At 43.2% G+C, this 19,853-nt stretch carries 22 protein-coding genes; all 22 read left to right on the top strand.

Annotated features, from left to right (window positions below; genetic code table 11):
• The 22 genes from K5L93_RS17565 to K5L93_RS17670 all read left to right on the top strand — a co-directional run bounded on the left by K5L93_RS17565 (position 1) and on the right by K5L93_RS17670 (position 19,792).
• Positions 1 to 924, top strand: a complete 924-nt coding sequence (locus K5L93_RS17565) for a flagellar motor protein MotB (protein ID WP_220720986.1) — start codon at positions 1 to 3, stop codon at positions 922 to 924.
• The gene (locus tag K5L93_RS17570; RefSeq protein WP_220720987.1) at positions 924 to 1,709 is read left to right on the top strand and encodes a ParA family protein; all 786 of its coding nucleotides are present in this window, start codon (positions 924 to 926) and stop codon (positions 1,707 to 1,709) included. Before K5L93_RS17565 ends, K5L93_RS17570 begins: the two co-directional genes overlap by 1 nt.
• Positions 1,706 to 2,518, top strand: a complete 813-nt coding sequence (locus K5L93_RS17575) for a chemotaxis protein CheW (protein ID WP_220720988.1) — start codon at positions 1,706 to 1,708, stop codon at positions 2,516 to 2,518. Before K5L93_RS17570 ends, K5L93_RS17575 begins: the two co-directional genes overlap by 4 nt.
• A gap of 138 nt (positions 2,519 to 2,656) precedes the next feature.
• The gene (locus tag K5L93_RS17580; RefSeq protein ID WP_220720989.1) at positions 2,657 to 3,145 is read left to right on the top strand and encodes a chemotaxis protein CheW; all 489 of its coding nucleotides are present in this window, start codon (positions 2,657 to 2,659) and stop codon (positions 3,143 to 3,145) included.
• A complete protein-coding gene (locus K5L93_RS17585) occupies positions 3,146 to 3,571 on the top strand; it encodes a DUF2802 domain-containing protein (protein WP_246615083.1) in 426 nt (141 codons plus the stop codon). It begins immediately after the preceding gene.
• A gap of 223 nt (positions 3,572 to 3,794) precedes the next feature.
• Positions 3,795 to 4,430, top strand: coding sequence for a cytochrome c biogenesis heme-transporting ATPase CcmA (gene ccmA, locus K5L93_RS17590; RefSeq protein WP_220720990.1), 636 nt, complete (start codon positions 3,795 to 3,797; stop codon positions 4,428 to 4,430).
• Positions 4,430 to 5,095 (top strand): heme exporter protein CcmB, encoded by a 666-nt coding sequence (ccmB, locus tag K5L93_RS17595; RefSeq protein WP_220720991.1) that lies wholly within the window; start codon positions 4,430 to 4,432, stop codon positions 5,093 to 5,095. Before ccmA ends, ccmB begins: the two co-directional genes overlap by 1 nt.
• Positions 5,096 to 5,128: 33 nt before the next feature.
• Complete coding sequence (locus K5L93_RS17600) at positions 5,129 to 5,881, top strand: heme ABC transporter permease (protein ID WP_220720992.1); 753 nt, start codon at positions 5,129 to 5,131, stop codon at positions 5,879 to 5,881.
• Between the two features lie 6 nt (positions 5,882 to 5,887).
• A complete protein-coding gene (gene ccmD, locus K5L93_RS17605; protein WP_220720993.1) occupies positions 5,888 to 6,094 on the top strand; it encodes a heme exporter protein CcmD in 207 nt (68 codons plus the stop codon).
• On the top strand, positions 6,091 to 6,585 hold the full coding sequence (gene ccmE, locus K5L93_RS17610; RefSeq protein WP_220720994.1) for a cytochrome c maturation protein CcmE: 495 nt from the start codon (positions 6,091 to 6,093) through the stop codon (positions 6,583 to 6,585). The genes ccmD and ccmE overlap by 4 nt, the downstream gene beginning before the upstream one ends.
• Before the next feature lie 11 nt (positions 6,586 to 6,596).
• Complete coding sequence (locus K5L93_RS17615; protein WP_220720995.1) at positions 6,597 to 8,606, top strand: heme lyase CcmF/NrfE family subunit; 2,010 nt, start codon at positions 6,597 to 6,599, stop codon at positions 8,604 to 8,606.
• The gene (locus K5L93_RS17620; protein WP_220720996.1) at positions 8,607 to 9,137 is read left to right on the top strand and encodes a DsbE family thiol:disulfide interchange protein; all 531 of its coding nucleotides are present in this window, start codon (positions 8,607 to 8,609) and stop codon (positions 9,135 to 9,137) included.
• Between the two features lie 2 nt (positions 9,138 to 9,139).
• The gene (locus K5L93_RS17625) at positions 9,140 to 9,610 is read left to right on the top strand and encodes a cytochrome c-type biogenesis protein (RefSeq protein ID WP_220720997.1); all 471 of its coding nucleotides are present in this window, start codon (positions 9,140 to 9,142) and stop codon (positions 9,608 to 9,610) included.
• Entirely contained in the window at positions 9,610 to 10,881 is a 1,272-nt protein-coding gene (gene ccmI / locus K5L93_RS17630; protein ID WP_220720998.1) for a c-type cytochrome biogenesis protein CcmI, read from the top strand. Before K5L93_RS17625 ends, ccmI begins: the two co-directional genes overlap by 1 nt.
• A 161-nt stretch (positions 10,882 to 11,042) precedes the next feature.
• On the top strand, positions 11,043 to 11,816 hold the full coding sequence (locus K5L93_RS17635) for an MlaA family lipoprotein (RefSeq protein ID WP_220720999.1): 774 nt from the start codon (positions 11,043 to 11,045) through the stop codon (positions 11,814 to 11,816).
• A 218-nt stretch (positions 11,817 to 12,034) separates the two neighbouring features.
• Complete coding sequence (locus K5L93_RS17640; protein WP_220721000.1) at positions 12,035 to 13,036, top strand: response regulator; 1,002 nt, start codon at positions 12,035 to 12,037, stop codon at positions 13,034 to 13,036.
• Between the two features lie 214 nt (positions 13,037 to 13,250).
• The gene (gene cysD, locus K5L93_RS17645; RefSeq protein ID WP_220721001.1) at positions 13,251 to 14,156 is read left to right on the top strand and encodes a sulfate adenylyltransferase subunit CysD; all 906 of its coding nucleotides are present in this window, start codon (positions 13,251 to 13,253) and stop codon (positions 14,154 to 14,156) included.
• A 102-nt stretch (positions 14,157 to 14,258) separates the two neighbouring features.
• The gene (gene cysN, locus K5L93_RS17650; protein WP_220721002.1) at positions 14,259 to 15,680 is read left to right on the top strand and encodes a sulfate adenylyltransferase subunit CysN; all 1,422 of its coding nucleotides are present in this window, start codon (positions 14,259 to 14,261) and stop codon (positions 15,678 to 15,680) included.
• Positions 15,680 to 17,407, top strand: coding sequence for an SLC13 family permease (locus K5L93_RS17655; protein ID WP_220721003.1), 1,728 nt, complete (start codon positions 15,680 to 15,682; stop codon positions 17,405 to 17,407). Before cysN ends, K5L93_RS17655 begins: the two co-directional genes overlap by 1 nt.
• 31 nt (positions 17,408 to 17,438) lie before the next feature.
• Positions 17,439 to 18,047, top strand: a complete 609-nt coding sequence (gene cysC, locus K5L93_RS17660; protein WP_220721004.1) for an adenylyl-sulfate kinase — start codon at positions 17,439 to 17,441, stop codon at positions 18,045 to 18,047.
• Positions 18,048 to 18,062: 15 nt separating this feature from the next.
• Positions 18,063 to 19,022 carry a DHH family phosphoesterase gene (locus K5L93_RS17665; RefSeq protein WP_220721005.1) on the top strand — a complete coding sequence of 320 codons (960 nt, stop codon included), beginning with the start codon at positions 18,063 to 18,065 and terminating at the stop codon, positions 19,020 to 19,022.
• 254 nt (positions 19,023 to 19,276) lie between these two features.
• On the top strand, positions 19,277 to 19,792 hold the full coding sequence (locus K5L93_RS17670; protein WP_220721006.1) for an outer membrane beta-barrel protein: 516 nt from the start codon (positions 19,277 to 19,279) through the stop codon (positions 19,790 to 19,792).
• Positions 19,793 to 19,853 lie beyond the last annotated feature (61 nt).

A 19,853-nucleotide genomic window follows, 5' to 3' on the forward strand; every position in this document is an offset into this window, starting at 1 on the left:
ATGCGTCATCGCTACGCCATGCAGGCAAAGCGCAATGCTAGTACCGAACGCTGGTTAGTCTCCTACGCTGATTATATGACCCTAATGTTTGCTTTGTTTGTCGTGTTGTATGCAATGGCTATTGCTAATGAACAAGAATATCCAGAGTTACAACTCCGTTTACAACAAGCTATTGCGCTTTTTGAGGCGGATAAGCCAATAAACCAATCTACAGTTACTATTGAGTCTAAAGGCCTTGCAGATGAGGGCATTTTATTTACAGGCCAATCCATTTTAGATGGTGAAGTTTTTAAACGTGAAGTGCCCAGAACATCAGATGTTGAGTCTTACTCAGATGCCGGTAACGAAGGCTTTATTGAACTCGCAGAGCAATTGGCAACAGAGTTTAAAGATTTTCTAAAAAACGACGATATAGTAATAAGTTATGATGAACAGTGGTTAACTATAGAGCTGGATAGTCGCTTGTTTTTTGCCAGTGGTAGTGCCTATCTACTAACGCCTGCTGCAGAGCTAATTGATGTATTGGCAGAAAAATTGGTACAACTAGACAATTACATTCGAGTTAGAGGCTATACAGACGAAGATAGTATTGATAGCGAACTTTATCCTAGCAACTGGGAGTTATCGGCAGCGCGAGCAACACGAATATTAAGAGAGTTGCAGGCAAGAGGAGTGGCTCCTGCTAGAATGGCTTTAGAAGCTTACGCCGAGTTTGCTCCTGATGAAAATGCTGCGAGTCATCGAAAAAATCGACGTGTAGTCATCGCTTTAGCTAAAACGCTATGGCAGCCCAAAGTGAAAGAAAGGGCAAAAGAGCCTCTTAAAGCCGAGGCCGAATCGACAAAACAACCAGATAGTGAAACCATGTTAGCTGTACCCTTAGAAGGCGGTGGGGTGCGTTTTACAACAAGGCAGGAAGAATAGTGAAAGTTTGGACAGTAGCCAATCAAAAAGGCGGCGTAGGTAAAACCACTACGGTAATCTCGCTCGCCGGTTTGTTGGCGCAGCAGGGTAAGCGAGTATTATTGTTAGATACCGATCCGCATGCCTCATTAACTAGCTATTTGGGCTTTGATGTTGATAGCATGCAAGGCACTTTATACGAGCTTTATCAAAACAGCCACATTGACGATGCTATGGTCACCCACAGTATTCAAGCCACCGCATTTGACAACTTAGATCTAATACCGGCCAGTATGGCTTTAGCCACGCTAGATAAAGTATTAGGTCAGCGTGAAGGGATGGGACTTATTCTAAAACGTATATTGGCACGGGTAGAAGATAAGTACGATTATGTATTGATTGATTGCCCGCCCGTTTTGGGGGTGATGATGGTAAATGCTTTAGCTGCCAGCGACAGAGTATTAGTACCGGTACAAACTGAATTTTTGGCGATTAAGGGGTTGGAGCGAATGGTGAAAACACTGGCTATTATGCAGCGTTCTTGCCCAGGCCCGTTACGGTACACAGTTGTGCCAACTATGTATGATAAACGTACTAGGGCGTCCTTAGCCGCACTTAAAGAGTTACAAGAAACCTACCCTAAAAACATTTGGAACTCGGTAATCCCTATCGATACCAAGTTCCGTGATGCTAGTTTACGCCACACGCCGCCTTCTTATCATATTAAAAACTGTCGCGGGGTTTTTGCCTATCAAACATTATTAGCGCATTTGCTGCAAATGACCGATGAGCAGGGGCTATTATGAACAGTGACAAGTTAATGGAAGAAGCACTTGGCGATTACTTTGATTCACTACTTACAGAGTCTAAGCCCCCAGCGGATAAGCTACCCGAGGTAAAACCATCGACTCAAAACAAAGTGGCGCAACAATTAGAGCCGCAAACCAAACCACTAGCAGAATTGTTTGCTGAAGCTGAGCAACGTGTTGCAGCGGTTGCTGAAGCGCAACCAGTATTGTTACCGATTAAAGAGTTACCAGAACAAGCACCTGAAATTGAAGTAGAAGCCCACGTTGAGGTGATAGAGCAGCAGGCGGAAGAGCAAGAAGCTGTTGTTCAAACTGAGGCGGCGTTAGCGCCACAAGAAGAGCCAACTGCCGCAGAATGGCAAAACATTGATACTGATTACGACTTTCAGGTGCTATTTTTTGAAGTGGCAGGGGTAACTTTTGGTGTTCCTCTAACTCAGCTTGGAGGCATCCATAGGATTTCCGAAGTGAGTCCCTTGTTTGGTAAGCCCCCATGGTTTTCTGGCATCATGATAGAGCGCGAAGAAAAGCTCAGCGTAGTTGATACCGCAAAATGGGTAATGCCAAATCAGCCCTTTGAACCAGAGTACAAATATTTAGTTATGTTGGGTGAAAGTGCTTGGGGCTTAAGCTGCGAAAAACTATTTGGCACAGAACGACTAAACCGCGACGACGTTAAATGGCGGTCAACGCCTGGTCAAAGGCCTTGGTTAGCCGGAATGGTAAAGCAAAAAATGTGTGCCTTGTTGCATGTTGAAGAACTACAGCAAATGCTCGCAGATGGCGTAGATATCGAAGGACATTAAAAATCTGAGAGCCCGCTAGGCTTCTCAAATTGAAAAGGTAGGAAAATCTGCCATTTAGTTTTATAACATATAATATATACTGAATAATATGAGTTGCGAGATCCGATAGGACTCACGAATACTAAAAAGGACACGCAGATGAGCGAGCAGCGTAACATCGCAGAAAATATTGCCGAAGATGAAGTATTACAATGGGTGACTTTTCAGCTAGAAAGTGAAACCTATGGCATCAACGTAATGCAGGTGCAAGAAGTATTGCGTTATACCGAAATTGCCCCAGTGCCGGGTGCACCAAATTATGTATTAGGCATTATTAACTTGCGTGGTAATGTGGTTACAGTTATTGATACCCGTTCACGTTTTGGTTTACCTTCTTCTGATATCACTGAGAATTCACGAATTGTTATTATTGAAGCAGAATCTCAAGTGATTGGCATCCTCGTAGATAGTGTGGCCGAAGTGGTTTACTTGCGTTCATCGGAAATAGACACCGCACCAAATGTTGGTACCGAGGAAAGTGCTAAGTTTATCCAAGGGGTGAGCAACCGAGATGGACAGTTACTCATTTTGGTAGACCTTAACAAACTACTTTCTGATGAAGAGTGGGACGAAGTAAGTTCACTATAAATGGATTGGATTAATCTGATTGCTCTAGTGGTAACTGTTGTTTGCCTTGTTGGTGCTATTTGGTTTAGCAACAAGGCTCAGCAACAAGCTCAAGCCAACGAACAAAAGATGGATAGCTTAGAGCTTGTGACTAAAAACCTTCTTCAGTCACACCGTGTGGTTGAAAAGCAATTACAAGAAATTCATCAAGCCAATGCCTCTTTGGTCGGTGAGCTAGAGCGTCAAAGTGAGCAAGTTGAGCAAGCTTTTCTTAAAACGTCGCAAATCCAATCCCAGGATCCTGATAGTAAATTGTATACCCGAGCGGTAAAACTGGTTGAGTTAGGTGCTGATTTGGACGAGGTAATGCGTGAGTGCGAGCTACCAAAGGCAGAAGCTGAGTTATTACTAAGTTTACGTAATAAGATGAAAGGGCAAGTGAGTTAATTTAGAGTTAGTTGCCTGTTGCTGTAGGTACTAGGTAACCAACTACGTTGGCTGATTTAGGTCCGGTATTGATTTGTGTGGTTTTCTCGTATTCGCTCCCTCCAATTTTGTTACTTGTATTGCAAAGCGCTGTAAACAAGGCGTTAATCCATCCCTTCAATCTAGTTTTTAGGTTTAGCTGTGTTAACATCCAAGCCAATATGTCTGGCAAGAATATGGCTGAATGTTAAACGTTAATAGACTGTGTTGCGTGCGCGAAGAGCGAGTACTTTTCGACGACTTGTCTTTTACTTTATCTCCCGGGGAAATTTTGCAAGTTGCTGGGCCAAATGGGGCCGGTAAAACCAGCTTGTTGAGGTTAGTCTCAGGCTTGTCTCGCCCTGAAAGCGGAGACATATTGTGGCAAGGTGAGGCGATTTCTCAGGTGGTAGAGCAATATTACCAACAGTGCCTTTATCTGGGGCATCAAGCAGGCGTAAAAGCAGAACTAAGTGCATTAGAAAACCTGCGCTTTTATTTGGGGCTGGCAGGTGAAAACATAGTGCAAGAGCAACTTTATGCGTTGTTAACCCGGGTGGGATTAGCAGGTTTAGAAGAGGAACCCGTTGCTCACCTTTCTGCAGGACAACAGCGCCGAGTTGGCCTCTCTAGGTTATGGTTGGTTTACCGCAAACTGTGGATCCTTGATGAACCTTTCACTGCAATTGATAAACAAGGCGTAGCGTACTTGGAAAAAGTCATATTGTCTCACGCTCAGAAGGGAGGGATGGTATTGCTGACGACTCACCAAGAGTTAAATATCCCGACCTCTGATTACCGAGTGTTAGAGATTAAACCCGCCTTTGAGGAGGCGGTCTAATGGGCGCTTTCCGTACTGTGGTTAAGCGAGAGTTGTTAGCGGCATTTAGGCAAAAGTCAGATGTACTTAATCCGCTGTGGTTTATTCTTATTGTTATCACATTGTTTCCCATTGCGGTGGGGCCAGAGCCCTTATTGTTAGCTAAAATTGCTCCTGGGATTTTATGGGTGGCGGCGTTATTGTCTTCGTTACTGTCTTTAGAGCGTTTATTTAGAGATGACTTTGCCGATGGCTCTCTAGAGCAAATGGTCATCAGTGGTTCGCCTTTAGCACTCATCGCTTTAGCAAAAATTGTTGCTCACTGGTTAATTACTGGTTTGCCTATTTTATTGTTATCCCCCTTGTTGGCGATATTGCTTTCACTTGAGTGGCAGAGCTTTCAAGCCACATTTTACACCCTAGTGTTAGGGACTCCGGTGTTGAGTTTAATTGGCTCGGTAGGTGTGGCATTAACTGTTGGCTTACGAAAGGGAGGCGTACTGCTTAGCTTACTCATTTTGCCCTTGTATATTCCAGTGTTGATTTTTGCGACATCTGCGATTGAAGCTGCGTCTTTAAGCTTGCCCTACGCGGGGCATTTAGCGATTATGGGCGCAATAAGTTTATTGGCCTTAACGTTGGCTCCTTTTGCTACAGCCGCTGCGTTAAAAGTAAGCATTAACTAAAATTATAATAAGACTGAGAGAGTAAATACCATTATGTGGAAATGGTTACACCCTTATGCAAAACCCGAGGCTAGCTACACCCTTGCAGGCAAGTTTATACCTTGGTTTAGTGTATTTGCCATAGTTTGTTTTGCTGTTGGTTTGGTGTGGGGCTTGTTGTTTGCGCCAGCCGATTACCAACAAGGTGATAGTTTTAGGATCATTTATATTCATGTGCCTTCGGCCATTATGTCGATGGGGGCATATTCATCTATGGCGGTCGCTGCATTTATTGGCTTAGTCTGGCAGATCAAACAGGCCGATATGTACGTTGCTGCAGTGGCTCCTGTTGGCGCGGTTTTCACGTTTGTTGCCTTATTTACTGGAGCGGCTTGGGGCAAACCAATGTGGGGCGCTTGGTGGGTGTGGGATGCGCGGCTCACTTCAGAGCTAATACTATTGTTTTTGTATTTGGGGGTTATTGCCCTTTATAACGCTTTTTCTGATAAAACCATGGCTGGTCGCGCTGCAGGTATTTTAAGCATTGTTGGGGTGATCAATTTACCGATTATTCATTACTCGGTGGAGTGGTGGAATACCTTGCATCAAGGCGCCACTATTACCAAGTTTGATAAACCATCAATCGACTCTCGTATGCTATGGCCGCTGTTATTAAACATTTTGGCTTTTGCTTTTTTTCTTGGTGCAGTGAGCTTAGTACGTTTTAGAACTGAACTGTTGCGCCGCGAACAACGTAGACCATGGGTACAGCAACTTATTCAACGCCACCTGCAAGCAAAGGGGTAATGTAGTATGCAATTTGATTCAATCGCAGATTTCTTTGCTATGGGGGGGTATGGCTTTTATGTGTGGCTTGCCTTTGGAGTAAGTGCAGCGGCAATGATAGCTATAGTGGTCGATAGCATTGTTAAACGAAATGCGATTTTTAAATCTGTTGCGCGTCAATCTGCGCGACAACAACGAGTAGAAGCAGCAAAAGAGGTAACTGAACGCTTATGAACCCAAGACGTAAAAAACGCTTAACCATTGTTCTGGCAATTGTACTAGGTTTAGGGGCTTCTATTGGCTTGTTGCTGTTTGCTTTGCAACAAAATATCGATTTATTTTATACACCTACTGAATTAGTTAATGGTAAGGGAAAGGCTGAAATTAAACCTGAGGTAGGCCAGCGTTTGCGAATTGGTGGTTTGGTGCTGCCAGGCACTGTAAAGCGCTCTGAGACCAGTTTGCAAGTTAGTTTCAAGCTGAGTGATGCTGGTGGTGGTATTGTAACCATTAACTATGAAGGTATTTTGCCTGATCTGTTTCGAGAAGGGCAGGGCATTGTAGCGCAAGGTGAATTGGCTAACCCAACCACGGTAAATGCATTTGAGGTATTAGCCAAGCACGACGAAGAATACATGCCACAGGAAGTGGCAGAAGCGCTTGAAGGTATGGAACACTTTAAACCAGAATATACAGAAGCCCAGCTTAAAGGCTCAGGACACTAGAGACGGTAATTATGATCCCGGAACTTGGACATTACGCATTAATCCTATCTTGTGCGTTAGCTATATTACAGAGCGTATATCCCTTATGGGGAACGACTAAAAATAGCGTTTCTTTAATGAAACTTGCTCGGCCCTTAGCGTTGGCGCAATTTGCTTTTGTTACATTGTCATTTGTAGTATTGAGCTATGCATTTGCCATCAATGATTTCTCTGTTGCTTACGTGGCTAATAACTCAAACAGTCAATTGCCGGTATATTTCCGTTTATCTGCTGTGTGGGGCGCACATGAAGGTTCGTTGTTGTTGTGGGCGATGATCTTGTCGGGATGGGGCGCTGCAGTAGCAATGTTTAGCCGTGGCCTACCGCTTGACGCCGTTGCGCGGGTGGTGGCAGTAATGGGTATGATATGTGTAGGTTTTTACCTGTTCATCTTGCTTACTTCAAATCCCTTCGACAGAACTCTGCCATTTTTCCCGGTTGATGGACAAGATTTGAATCCTTTGTTGCAAGATGTTGGATTAATTTTCCACCCACCTCTTTTATACATGGGCTATGTTGGCTTTTCGGTGGCTTTTGCTTTTGCTATCGCCGCACTAATGGCTGGACGTTTAGACTCCACTTGGGCTCGTTGGTCGCGCCCTTGGACAATGGCTGCTTGGATTTTTCTTACCTTAGGTATTTCACTAGGAAGTTGGTGGGCTTACTACGAACTAGGCTGGGGCGGTTGGTGGTTCTGGGATCCAGTAGAAAATGCCTCATTCATGCCGTGGCTTGTGGGGACTGCGCTGCTGCATTCATTAGCGGTAACCGAAAAGCGGGGAGTATTTAAATCCTGGACGGTGTTACTGGCTATATCGGCGTTTTCTCTTAGCCTATTAGGAACCTTTTTAGTTCGCTCCGGCGTATTGGTGTCGGTGCATGCCTTCGCCAGCGATCCTGCTCGTGGTTTGTTTATTCTAGGCTTTTTATTAGTGGTGATTGGTGGCTCCTTATTGTTGTTTGCTATTCGTGGCTCACAGGTGAAAAGTCGCGGTACTTATAGTTTGTTTTCTCGCGAAACCTTCTTGTTAATCAACAACATCTTACTAGTGGCCGCCTTGGTGGTGGTATTGCTGGGTACTTTGTTGCCGCTTATTCATAAAGAAATTGGCCTAGGCAGTATCTCAATTGGTGAGGCCTTCTTTAATCGAATGTTCAGTTGGATGATTGTGCCTTTTGCGATTGCTTTGGGTATTGGTCCCCTGCTGCGTTGGAAGCGCCAAGATATTCGTCCTCTTAAAAGCTGGTTGTTGGCTTTAGCTGCATTTAGTTTGTTGGTGCCCGCTGCATTGTTAGCAATGCTAGCACCGAAGTTTTACGCTTTGGCCTACATGGCGCTTGCCTTATCGTTTTGGGTGATTAGCTGTACAGCTTTAGAAGTATATTTGCGTGCTACTCACCGTCATAGTTTCAGCAAAGGATTGAAAGTACTTAGTCGTTCTCATTGGGCAATGGTACTTGGCCATTTAGGTTTAGCGGTTACGGTAATAGGCGTGGCATTAACTAGCCATTACAGTATTGAACGTGATTTACGTTTAGAGCCTGGTGATTCGGTCACCTTTGCTGCGTACTCTTTCCACTTTAAACAGGTTGAGCCTTTAGTTGGTCCAAACTATGAAGGCCATGTTGGGGTGATAGACGTATATAAAGATGAGCACTTAGCAACAACCTTACGTGCAGAGAAACGCTTCTATCGGGTACAACGAAACATGATGACAGAAGCTGCCATTGATGCAGGCTTATGGCGTGACTTATATGCAGCAATGGGGGAGCAGCTTCCCGGTGGAGCTTGGGCAGTGCGCCTTTATTATAAGCCCTTCATTCGTTGGATTTGGCTAGGCTCAATTATTATGGCCATCGGCGGTATATTTGCCATGTCGGATAAACGCTATCGTTTCAAAGTTAAGCAACAGCAGTTAAGTGGCAAGCCAGCTGTGAAAAGTGCAAGTAGTAAAAGCACTGATTTGGCAGAGGAGGCTTAAATGAATAAACGTATTTTTTATTTTTTACTGCCTCTTATTGCGTTCTTGTTTATGGCGGTGTTTTTGTATCGTGGCTTGTACAGTGACGCTACCGAGCTTGAGTCGGTATTAATAGGCAAGCCGGTTCCACAGTTCACCTTGCAAGATATTTATCAGCAAGATAAGCAGCACGATGCTGCGATTTTTAAGGGTGAACCCTTGTTGCTAAATGTTTGGGCTACCTGGTGTCCTACCTGTCGTGCAGAACATACCTTTCTGAATTCCTTGGCTGAACAGGGTGTTAAGATTGTTGGCTTAAATTACAAAGACGATCGAATTAAAGCGATTAAGTGGTTGGAGCAACTCGGTAACCCTTATCAAGTGAACTTGTACGATGGTAAAGGCCTGTTGGCCTTAGACCTAGGCGTGTACGGTGCACCCGAAACCTATTTTATCGATAGCCAAGGCGTGATTCGTTATCGCCATGTGGGCGACGTAAACGCACGTAATTGGCAAGAAACGCTTGCGCCAATATTTGCAGGGTTGGATTAAACATGATGAAACCACTACAACGCTTTTGGGCTGTATTGCTGTTAAGCCTTCCTGTTATGGCCTACGCTGCGATTTCAGCTCACGAGTTTGATAACCTAGAACAAGAAGAGCTGTTTCGAGAGTTAACACGTGAGTTACGTTGCCCTAAATGTCAAAACAATAACATCTCAGATTCTAACGCAGGCTTAGCCCAAGATTTACGCGAGAAAACCTACCAAATGGTGAAGTCGGGTAGTGATAAACAAGAAGTATTGGATTATATGGTAGCGCGTTACGGCAACTTTGTGCGCTACGACCCGCCACTTACTCCAGCAGTGCTTACCCTTTGGATAGCGCCAATTCTGATTATGCTGATTGGTGGGTTTACTGTGTGGCGACTAGCCAGACGAAGAAAAGACGCAAAACCTGCGCTAGATGTGGCCGAACAAGAACGCCTTGAGCAGCTAATTAAACAAACGGAGCAAGAAAAATAATGACTGTATTTTGGTTGGCTGCTGCCGTTTTAACTGTGCTCGCTGTAGCTGTTATCGTGTTGCCATTGTGGCGACAAAGGGACAGCCGCTCGGTCACGCAAACCGAGCTAAATAAAACACTGTATAAAGACAGGTTGATAGAAATTGAGCAAGAGAGTGACCAAGGTTTGGCCGAAGATAGCTCAGTTTTAGTTAGCGAGTTACAACATAACTTGCTAGATGATATTCCTGAAGAGCTTAACAACAAACAAAACACTATTTCGCCCTGGGTAGCTTTGCCAGGTGTAGTGTTTTTAGTCGCCATTTCTATTGGTATGTATATCAAACTAGGCAGTGCAGAAAAGGTGCAAGATTGGCAAACCGTCGTGCAAAAAATGCCAGAGCTGAGTAACAAGGTGTTGCTTGGTCAAGGTGGTGAGGTAAGTGAACAAGACTTAAATGACTTTGCTTTAGGCTTACGTACAAAATTACATAACGACCCCAGTGATACCCGTGGTTGGTTTTTGTTAGCTAAAGTTGGCCAAGCACTAAATCGCTTAGATATTATGACCGACGCCGCAGAGCAAGCTTATCGTCGCGATTCAGAGAGTGCCAACATCATTGCCGTTTATGCGCAATCGCTATTTTATAGCGGCGACCCTAATGAACAAGCTAGAGCAGAGCGTCTCCTTGTACTGGCTTTACAAAAAGATTCTAGCCAGTTAGAGCTTTGGTCTTTGTACGCCTTTATGGCGCTTGAGCAACAGCAATTTCAATTGGCTATTGACCGTTGGGAGAGAATGTTAAGTTTAGTTGACGCCGACTCAGAGCGTTATCAGATGTTGCAGCAAAGTATCGAATTTGCGCAAGCGCAAATTGCTCAGCAGCAAGCGCCAGCCGCGGAGCAACCCCCGGCTGTTGAGCAAGCGGTGGTTGAAAACAAGCCAGCCAGTGGCCCTAGCTACAGCATCACTGTAGATGTTAAAGAGGGTTTAGACGTACCGGGTTCTAGTTTCTTATTTGTATTTGCTAAATCAGTAAACGGTCCACCAATGCCTTTGGCCGCAAAAAAAGTGGCACATCCGCGTTTTCCTGTAACGGTGAATTTGTCGGACAGCGATAGCATGATGGAAGGCCTAAAGCTCTCTCAACAGGGCGATTTTTATATTACCGCACGCTTATCTTACGACAATAATGTGCAAACCATTGAAGGTGATTGGGAAGGGCGATCTTCTGCTATTTCTCAGGGCGGAGAACAAGCAATAACTTTGCTTATAGATACACCCTTATAACTATGTATTAATATTGTAAGTGTTAATAGTTTTTACTATTCAGCTTCAAATATAGATGCCATAATAAAAAGAGGTTGCTTAGCAACCTTTTTTTATTTGTTTTCGCAAATTATTTGGTGAGTTGATTTGCGATAGGTATCCGACCAAGGAAGGGGGTCTGAGTGCGTAAAGTAGTTACAGCTTTTTTGATGTTTGCTGTTATGTTGTCTACTGCATCTACCACAATGGCTAATGAAGTAGAGGCTTTTGATGAGCCTTATCAAGACTTTTCCGATCCTTTCGAGGGCTTCAACCGAAGCATGTGGAACTTTAACTACAATTATCTAGATAAACCTCTTTATCGCCCTGTAACCCATGCATACGCAGAGTTTATTCCATTTCGTATTCGCGAAGCGATGAATAACGTTATTCGTAACTTAGAAGAGCCAGCCAGCTTTGCTAATCATTTACTGCAAGGAAAAGTAGAGCGAGCCTCCAATAATTTAGTTCGATTTCTGTTTAACTCAAGCTTTGGTATTTTTGGCATTATCGATTTAATGGGGCTTTCGGGAATGCCGCGTGATATTGAAGAATTTGGTGATGTAATGGGCTTCTACGGTGTGCCTGAAGGGCCTTATGTTATGTTACCTGTGCTTGGTCCTACAACTGTTCGCAAAGAAGTAGGTGATTGGGTTGATGCTTTTGCCTCCCCCCTTACTAACTTAACCTTTGCCGAGCAAGTTATTAGGTGGGGATTAGATGGTCTGTACAAGCGAGCATCTATCATTGATCAAGAACCGTTGATTGATAATTCGTTAGACAGTTACACCTTTGTGAAAGATGCTTACTTACAGTATCGCTTATACCGCTTCTACAATGGCAAGCCCCCAACGTCCTCAAAACAAGATATTGATTCAGCTTTAGAAGATTATTTAGACGAATTAGAAAATTATTAATTAAGCTGAACTATGCTTGTACGTATTGTAGTTGTAGTTGATTAAGCGGATAACCTTAGGGAAAAACGCCGTTAAGCTGGTTTGTTATTTTATATATTTTTATGTGTTATTAATTTTATGCAAGCTTGCTGGTGTTACTGTTAGATTACTTATACTATCAACTGATTAGACCATTCTATTTTCATTAACCCATTAATTAGTAAGGGTATTTCTAACAAGTGCAAGAGCGCGACAATAGCCCTTTATACGGGATTTCAATTTTAGTTGTAGAAGATGAAGTTGTATTTCGTCAGCAGTTACTTGCGTTTTTAACTCAAAAAGGCGCGATGGTAGGCGCTGTAGGCGATGGCTATGAAGCACTCAAAGCCATTAGTCAGCAGCATTACGACATCATTTTAATGGATCTTGTTATGCCTCGCATGAACGGGGTAGAACTACTTAAGCATTTAGATAGCTTTTCCGGAAGTGTAGTGGTTATTTCTGGTAAGAGCACCATGGCAGATTTACGTAAAGTGTTACAGTTAGGTGCCAGCGATTTCTTAGTTAAACCTCTCATAAACTTTAATGAGTTAACCGACACTATTCTTGCTAACTTGTCTATGGCGAATGAACACAACCTGCAAATGGAATTCGTGGAGTTTGATGAGCACAAAGCCCATTTTAAAGCGAATGATGCTCAAGCAAGTATGGTATTAAATGAAATCCTGCCTGAGAACACTCAAGAAATCATGGGGTTCTTTTGTCATTATCGCTTAACGGGGCAAACTTTATTTCCCATTATTAAACAAATTGACGAGCACCATGTAGGGTTTTTAGTCGTTGATATTTGCTTATTGGGTGATGAAGGGGTTGTTGCAGCCGTAATCATCAATGGCTTTTTCCAAGATATGTGGAATCGCTTTTTGGTTAACGATCCCACAGCACTTCAGCCTAGCCAAGCGCTTAGTACCCTTAATCGTATTATTAAAGCCGCAGACTTACGAGCGCCCGTTGCTTGTTTGTATGGGGTGATTGAACATGACCAAGTCTTGTTTGCCAATGCGGGCTTGCTAGAGGCACCCGCTCCCTTCGATGCAGCCCATCCAGGAATGCCTTTAGGTTTAAATGCAGATGCCCATTACTTAGAAAGCATTGGCAAACTGTCAGACATAGGTTTCAGCTTACGTTTTAAAAACTTGGCTGACGATCGCATCAATTTAAAACTCTTCCCAGTAAATTAGCCATTAATGTGTAAAGCAATTTAGCTTTAACTCAAAGGTGTTACAAAAATCGCTCAGCATAAATCCACACTGCTTTTTATTATTCTTAGAATCCAAAGTTATTAAAAGTAGCATAATGTTATAGCGCAGTTACTAGTAGTAGTCTGCTTTATCAGTTAGTCTGAGCTTGTTTTATATTCTATAACGATATAACGAATTAAGAGCTGAAGACTAAATGGAAAATTATAACTTAACTCATCTTAAAGCATTAGAAGCCGAGAGTATCCATATCATCCGTGAAGTGGCGGCTGAATTTGACAACCCGGTAATGCTGTACTCTGTGGGTAAAGACTCCGCGGTAATGCTTCATTTAGCGCGTAAAGCTTTCTACCCAGGAAAAATACCTTTTCCATTGCTGCACGTAGATACTGACTGGAAATTTAAAGAAATGATTCAGTTTCGTGATCACATGGCAAAGAAGTATGATTTTGAATTGCTAGTGCATAAAAACCCTGAAGGGCTTGAAATGGGTATTGGCCCTTTCACTCACGGTAGTGCAGTGCACACCGATGTGATGAAAACTCAGGGCTTAAAGCAAGCTTTAAACAAGTATCAGTTTGATGCAGCTTTTGGTGGAGCGCGTCGTGATGAAGAGAAATCTCGGGCAAAAGAGCGAGTATATTCATTCCGCGATAAAAACCACCGTTGGGATCCAAAATCACAGCGTCCCGAACTTTGGAATACATATAACTCTAAAGTTAACAAAGGTGAAAGCATTCGCGTATTCCCATTGTCCAACTGGACCGAGTTAGATATTTGGCAATATATTTATTTAGAAAACATAGAAATTGTTCCGCTTTATTTATCGCAAGTGCGTCCAGTGGTTGAGCGTGATGGCACCTTAATCATGGTAGATGATGAGCGTATGCCCGTCGAAGAAGGGGAAATTCAGCACAAAATGGTACGTTTTCGCACCTTAGGTTGTTACCCACTTACCGGAGCCGTAGAGTCGGAAGCCACCACTTTGCCTGAAGTTATTCAAGAAATGCTGTTGACCAAAACCTCTGAGCGACAGGGTCGTGTGATTGACCATGATAGTGCAGGGTCAATGGAGAAGAAGAAGATGGAAGGCTACTTCTAAGGGAAATAGCAGGCTTCTAAACAGTATTTTCCCGCGTTGCTTATTTAGCGGGTATTGAACAAGAATTTTGACGCTGGCGAAAGCTAGGAAAGCGAGGATACCATGTCTCATCAATCAACATTGATTGCTTCAGATATCGAAGAGTACTTACAACAACACGAACAGAAACAACTACTACGTTTACTCACCTGTGGTAGCGTTGACGACGGTAAAAGCACCTTAATTGGTCGCTTACTGCATGATTCAAAAATGATTTTTGAAGATCAGTTAGCAACCATCAAAAATGATTCAAAACGTTTTAATACCACCGATGGTGAGTTCGATTTAGCGCTATTGGTTGACGGTTTACAGTCGGAACGAGAGCAGGGTATTACCATTGATGTTGCTTATCGTTATTTCTCTACAGAAAAGCGTAAGTTTATTATTGCCGATACTCCTGGGCATGAACAATACACCCGTAACATGGCTACTGGCGCCTCGAACTGTGATTTAGCGATTGTGATGATTGATGCCCGCTATGGCGTGCAAGTACAAACGCGCCGTCACAGTTTTATTGTATCAACACTGGGTATTAAACAAGTAATTGTTGCTATTAACAAAATGGACCTGGTTGAGTTCTCAGAAGCTCGTTTTGAAGAAATTAAAGCAGAATACCAAAAGTTTGCCGAAAACCTTAATATCGATAGTATCAAGTTTGTACCAATTTCTGCCCTAAATGGTGACAACGTGGTAGAGCGCAGCGAACAAAGTGCTTGGTATCACGGTGAAACCTTGATGGGCATGCTAGAAAGTGCGCCAATTAGTGCTGGACAAAACTTTGATGACTTCCGATTCCCCGTTCAATACGTTAATCGTCCAAACCTTGATTTCCGTGGTTTCTGCGGCACGATTAGCTCTGGTGTTGTTCGCAAAGGGGATGAAGTAACGTCGTTACCTTCGGGTAAAACCTCTAAAGTGAAAAGTATTGTCACCTTTGATGGTGAAATTGATGAAGCTTATGCACCTATGGCGGTAACACTTACTTTAGAAGATGAAATAGATGCAAGTCGCGGCAACATGCTGGTACATAGTAACAATAAACCTTGGGTAGCCAGCAGCGCTGAAGCAACCATTGTCTGGATGGCTGAAGAGCCAATGATTGCTAACAAGCAGTACGATTTTAAACTCGCGTCTAAAACCACTTCAGGATCTATTGCTAAGATAGAGCATCAAATTGATGTGAACACCTTAGAAGAGCAGGAAGCTGTTCGCTTAAACTTAAACGAGATTGGTTCTTGCCAAGTTCAATTTAGCCAGCAAGTAGCTTTTGATGCTTACAACAAAGCCAAAGGCACTGGGTCGTTTATTATTATTGACCGTATTTCCAATGTAACTGTAGGTGCCGGTATTATTACCGCAAAGGGCAGCTTAGAAGAAGCGGGGCAGCAGCAAGAGTTCTCTGCATTTGAGTTAGAACTTAATGCGCTAGTTCGCAAACACTTCCCGCATTGGGATGCTAAAGACTTAAGCGAATTACTTAAGTAATGAGCATGCAGGCCACCATGGTGCTAGTGATTTTCGTTGGCACCATTGCGTCTTTAATTCGTTATCAGCAGTATCCTGCTAAAATTTTTGGTGGGGTAATGCTGCTGCTGTTCGTGCTAGATTTAGTGAGTACTGAACAGCTATTAGCTAGCGTATCGAATCAAGGTTTAATGACCTTGGTGCTTTTAATGTTATGCTCGATAGCCTTGGAAAAAACACGATTATTACGCGTGCTAGCGGCTTCAATCATTAAACCATCACTTCGCTCTACTTGGCTGCGATTGTACTCCACCACGGTGTTGTCTTCTGCTGCCTTAAATAATACTGCGGTAGTTGCCACCTTATTGGCGCCAATTCGTAACAATCCTTATCACAGTGCTAGCCGTTTATTGTTACCTTTATCTTATGCAGCTATTTTGGGCGGAACACTTACCTTAATTGGCACTTCTACTAATCTCATCGTAAACAGCTTGTTACTTGAAAGTACCGGTGAGAGTTTGGGTTTTTTTGATTTTACTTTAATAGGCCTAGTTGCAGTGGTGGCCTGTGGTTTTACCTTGGCGTTTTTTTCACGCTATTTACCTGACCATAAACGTGAAGAAAATCATTATCACCGTTACTTTATTGACGCAAAAATTCAAGCCGATTCCACACTCATTGGCAAGAGCGTTGAAGAAAACGGGCTGCGCCACTTAGAGTCACTGTTCCTGGTGGAGATTGTGCGAGATGGAAAACTGATTAGCCCAGTAGCGCCAAGCGAGGTGATGCAGCAAAGTGATCGCCTTATTTTTAGTGGCGATGTCACAAAAGTGATGCAACTTAACCAGTTCTCTGGGCTACAAACCTTTGCAGATTCCAATGGCTTATTAGGCTCTAACCTTACCGAGGTCGTGATTCGCCCAGAAAGCATGTTAGTGGGTAAAAGCCTAAAGGGTGCTGGTTTTCGTGCCCGGTTTGATGCCGCCGTTGTGGCGATTAAGCGAGATGGCGAAAGAGTATCAGGAAAACTAGGTGAAATAACCTTGCAGGCTGGTGACTTCTTAGTATTGGCGGTAGGCGCTGATTTTAAGTCGCGTAGTAACTTAAGTAAAAACTTTATCGCAGTGAGTGGCGTGGAGCCAGACACTCGTTTAAATGGTGCTTCGGAGTTATTTGCAATTGGTGGTTTTGTACTTGCCGTGGGCGCAGCAGCTATTGGCTTGGTTAGCTTGTTTAAAGCCATGGTAATTCTTCTTGGTGGCTTAATTTTCTTTAGGTGCTTAACACCAAGTGAGCTAGTGCGCCGTTTCCCTAAAGAAATATGGTTGATTGTTGCTTCTGCTTTGGCTTTATCTCAGGCAATGCATAATGCCGGCTTAGTAGAGTTGCTCGAGGGCTTGTTTAACGGGGGGCTTAATGGGCAATGGCTTATATTGAGCCTTGTGGCAGTGTACTTATTAACCTGGGTATTTACCGAACTAGTAACCAATAATGCTGCCGCTGCTCTAATGTTTCCTCTGGCTTATGGCTTGGCAAATGCGTTAGGGGCAAACCCTATGACTTTTGTTATGACGGTCGCCTTTGCCGCAAGTGCAAGTTTTGTTAGCCCTTATGGATATCAAACTAATTTAATGGTGTACAACGCTGGTCGCTACAGTTTAAGAGATTTTGTCAAATTAGGTTTGCCCGTGGCATTAGTTTACGGCCTTGTTGTATTGGTGTTAGTCCCGATTGTATTTCCCTTATAGTCATTTATTTAGATAACAGAGCAGGCAAGAAATGGATAAAAAGAGCGAAAATGTAGTTTGGCATAATCATAGTGTTAATCGAGAGTTGCGCACTATGAAAAAAGGCCACAAACCCTGCGTACTATGGTTTACTGGTTTAAGCGGCTCAGGCAAGTCTACTATTGCCAATGCAGTCGATTATTTGCTGTATCAACGCGGTGTTCATACTTATGTTCTGGATGGTGACAATGTTCGCCATGGCCTAAATGGCGATTTAGGGTTTTCTGACACCGACAGAGTAGAAAATATTCGTCGTATTGGTGAAGTAGCCAAACTATTTGTAGACGCAGGTTTAGTAGTTTCTACTGCTTTTATTTCTCCATTTAAAGCAGACCGCTCGCTGGTTCGCAATCAACTTGGTGAAGGCGAGTTTTTTGAAGTGTTTATTGATACACCTTTAGAGGTTTGCGAACAACGAGACCCTAAAGGGTTATACAAGAAAGCACGCAGTGGCGAGATTAAAAACTTCACCGGTATTAGCTCTGCTTATGAAGCACCAGAAAAAGCCGATGTTCACGTGCAAACGGAAGGAAAATCGGTTGAACAATGTGCAGAGTTTGTGGTTAATGCGCTAATCGATGCTGGTATTGTTAAGGCCTAAGAGCGAGGTTACTCATTGCGACATATAGATATTTTTAACGGTGATGCCGATGGCATCATTTCACTCATTCAGCTACGTTTAACCGAGCCCAAAGACAGCATTTTGCTTACTGGGGTTAAACGGGAAAACCAGTTGATGAATAGCTTTGAGTTTCGTGCTGGAGACCAAGTTACAGTTTTAGATATCTCTATGGAAAAAAATCAACTGGGATTAAAGCAAGCCTTAGATGTTGGTGCCAGTGTACATTACATAGACCATCATCGGCCTGGACAGATCCCTCTCCACCCTAATTTGCATGCAAATATCAATACCGATGCAGATGTGTGTACCGCGCTGTTGGTTGATAAGGCTCTTGCAGGTAGGCATCACTGCTGGGCAATAGCTGCGGCTTATGGTGATAACCTCATTGCGCAAGCGGATGCTTTATGTGAGCAAGCTCAATTAAGCGAGCAGCAAAGCGAACAGCTTAAAGAGCTGGGCACCTTAATTAATTACAACGGCTATGGAGCAACGTTGAGCGATCTCCACCTAGAGCCTTCTGTATTATTCAAGCAATTAGTGGCATACACCAGCCCTTTTGATGTTATCGCCGATAGCCAATCAGCCTATCATCAACTCAAAAACGCTTATCAGCATGATATGGCTTTGGCCAACAAGGTCAAAACTCATTACCAGAGCGCGGTAGTAAAAGTTACAGTTTTGCCTAACTGTTCTTGGGCTAGGCGAATAAGTGGTGTTTTTGGCAATCAGCAAGCAAATTTACATCCCTCATTAGCGCATTTGGTTTTAACCAGCATTGCTAGTGGTATTGCTGTGGTTAGTTTGCGAGCGCCACTTAACAAAAAGTACGGAGCTGGCGATATTTGCGCACAATACGAGACCGGTGGCGGCAGGGCTAGTGCGGCGGGTATTAATCAATTCAATACTGCTAACCTGCAACAGCTTATTTCCGATATAGAAAATTTCTATTCATAAGCAATAACGTAGCTTGGTTGGCTATTTATTCAGTTTAAGCTCTTTAAGTTTGCTTTATATCAAGTGTGAGCAAAAAATATATTTCTCAGAAAGTGTTTTCATTTCGCTAGCTTATTGTTTTAAAAACGATTTACACAATAGCTAAACACCTAAAAATCTTGTTTATCAAGCTCTTGGAGCTTAGTTACAGTTTCAACAGTTTATCGCTGTGTTATACTTTCGACCCATTATTATATCGTGCAGGGAAAAGCTTCGTGGCTGGGTCGAAATACGTAAAAACGTTTGTGAGTTGTCTCTTCTTATTGCTAGCAAGCGCTAGTGCTACTGCTAACACCTATGCTGGTGCAATTTTTTCTTATACTTCAACAGAATACAACTTTGATGACGCATCCAGTCAAAGTGGACGTCCTCTGTTATTTCAAGCTCAACTTGGCCACTATTTTAATGACTTTATTGCCTTAGAGGGCCGTTACGGGGTATCTACTGGTCGTTCTGGAGGGATTTCTGTAGATGGTTTAGCGTCTTTGTTGGTAAAAGGAAATGTGCCGGTTACAGACCAAGTCGCTATGTATGCCTTACTCGGTGGCTCAAGCGTTAAGCTGGATCAACAAAACATCGGTAACAGCACCGAAACTGGAATGAGTTTTGGTTTAGGTGCGCATTATGCGTTAGGTAAGCAAACTGCATTAACCTTAGAGTATTTGAACAGCATAAATACTAGCAAAGCCAAAATTGGCGGCGTTAATTTAGCGTTTCAATATCGCTTTTAGTCTAGGTGTTTAATTATTAAACGTTCTAAATTAATGCAAAACTAATTTGGCTGGAAACGGC

Source organism: Agarivorans litoreus, assembly GCF_019649015.1.
Classification (GTDB): domain Bacteria; phylum Pseudomonadota; class Gammaproteobacteria; order Enterobacterales; family Celerinatantimonadaceae; genus Agarivorans; species Agarivorans litoreus.

Bases quoted from the DNA above. Each gene is read 5' to 3' on its own strand.
- K5L93_RS17620 (WP_220720996.1), top strand. From the start codon at position 8,607: ATGAATAAACGTATTTTTTATTTTTTACTGCCTCTTATTGCGTTCTTG.
- cysC (WP_220721004.1), top strand. From the start codon at position 17,439: ATGGATAAAAAGAGCGAAAATGTAGTTTGGCATAATCATAGTGTTAAT.
- K5L93_RS17565 (WP_220720986.1), top strand. From the start codon at position 1: ATGCGTCATCGCTACGCCATGCAGGCAAAGCGCAATGCTAGTACCGAA.
- K5L93_RS17580 (WP_220720989.1), top strand. From the start codon at position 2,657: ATGAGCGAGCAGCGTAACATCGCAGAAAATATTGCCGAAGATGAAGTA.
- ccmE (WP_220720994.1), top strand. From the start codon at position 6,091: ATGAACCCAAGACGTAAAAAACGCTTAACCATTGTTCTGGCAATTGTA.
- K5L93_RS17625 (WP_220720997.1), top strand. From the start codon at position 9,140: ATGATGAAACCACTACAACGCTTTTGGGCTGTATTGCTGTTAAGCCTT.
- K5L93_RS17575 (WP_220720988.1), top strand. From the start codon at position 1,706: ATGAACAGTGACAAGTTAATGGAAGAAGCACTTGGCGATTACTTTGAT.
- cysD (WP_220721001.1), top strand. From the start codon at position 13,251: ATGGAAAATTATAACTTAACTCATCTTAAAGCATTAGAAGCCGAGAGT.
- K5L93_RS17615 (WP_220720995.1), top strand. From the start codon at position 6,597: ATGATCCCGGAACTTGGACATTACGCATTAATCCTATCTTGTGCGTTA.
- K5L93_RS17655 (WP_220721003.1), top strand. From the start codon at position 15,680: ATGAGCATGCAGGCCACCATGGTGCTAGTGATTTTCGTTGGCACCATT.
- ccmB (WP_220720991.1), top strand. From the start codon at position 4,430: ATGGGCGCTTTCCGTACTGTGGTTAAGCGAGAGTTGTTAGCGGCATTT.
- cysN (WP_220721002.1), top strand. From the start codon at position 14,259: ATGTCTCATCAATCAACATTGATTGCTTCAGATATCGAAGAGTACTTA.
- K5L93_RS17585 (WP_246615083.1), top strand. From the start codon at position 3,146: ATGGATTGGATTAATCTGATTGCTCTAGTGGTAACTGTTGTTTGCCTT.
- K5L93_RS17600 (WP_220720992.1), top strand. From the start codon at position 5,129: ATGTGGAAATGGTTACACCCTTATGCAAAACCCGAGGCTAGCTACACC.
- ccmD (WP_220720993.1), top strand. From the start codon at position 5,888: ATGCAATTTGATTCAATCGCAGATTTCTTTGCTATGGGGGGGTATGGC.
- ccmI (WP_220720998.1), top strand. From the start codon at position 9,610: ATGACTGTATTTTGGTTGGCTGCTGCCGTTTTAACTGTGCTCGCTGTA.
- ccmA (WP_220720990.1), top strand. From the start codon at position 3,795: ATGTTAAACGTTAATAGACTGTGTTGCGTGCGCGAAGAGCGAGTACTT.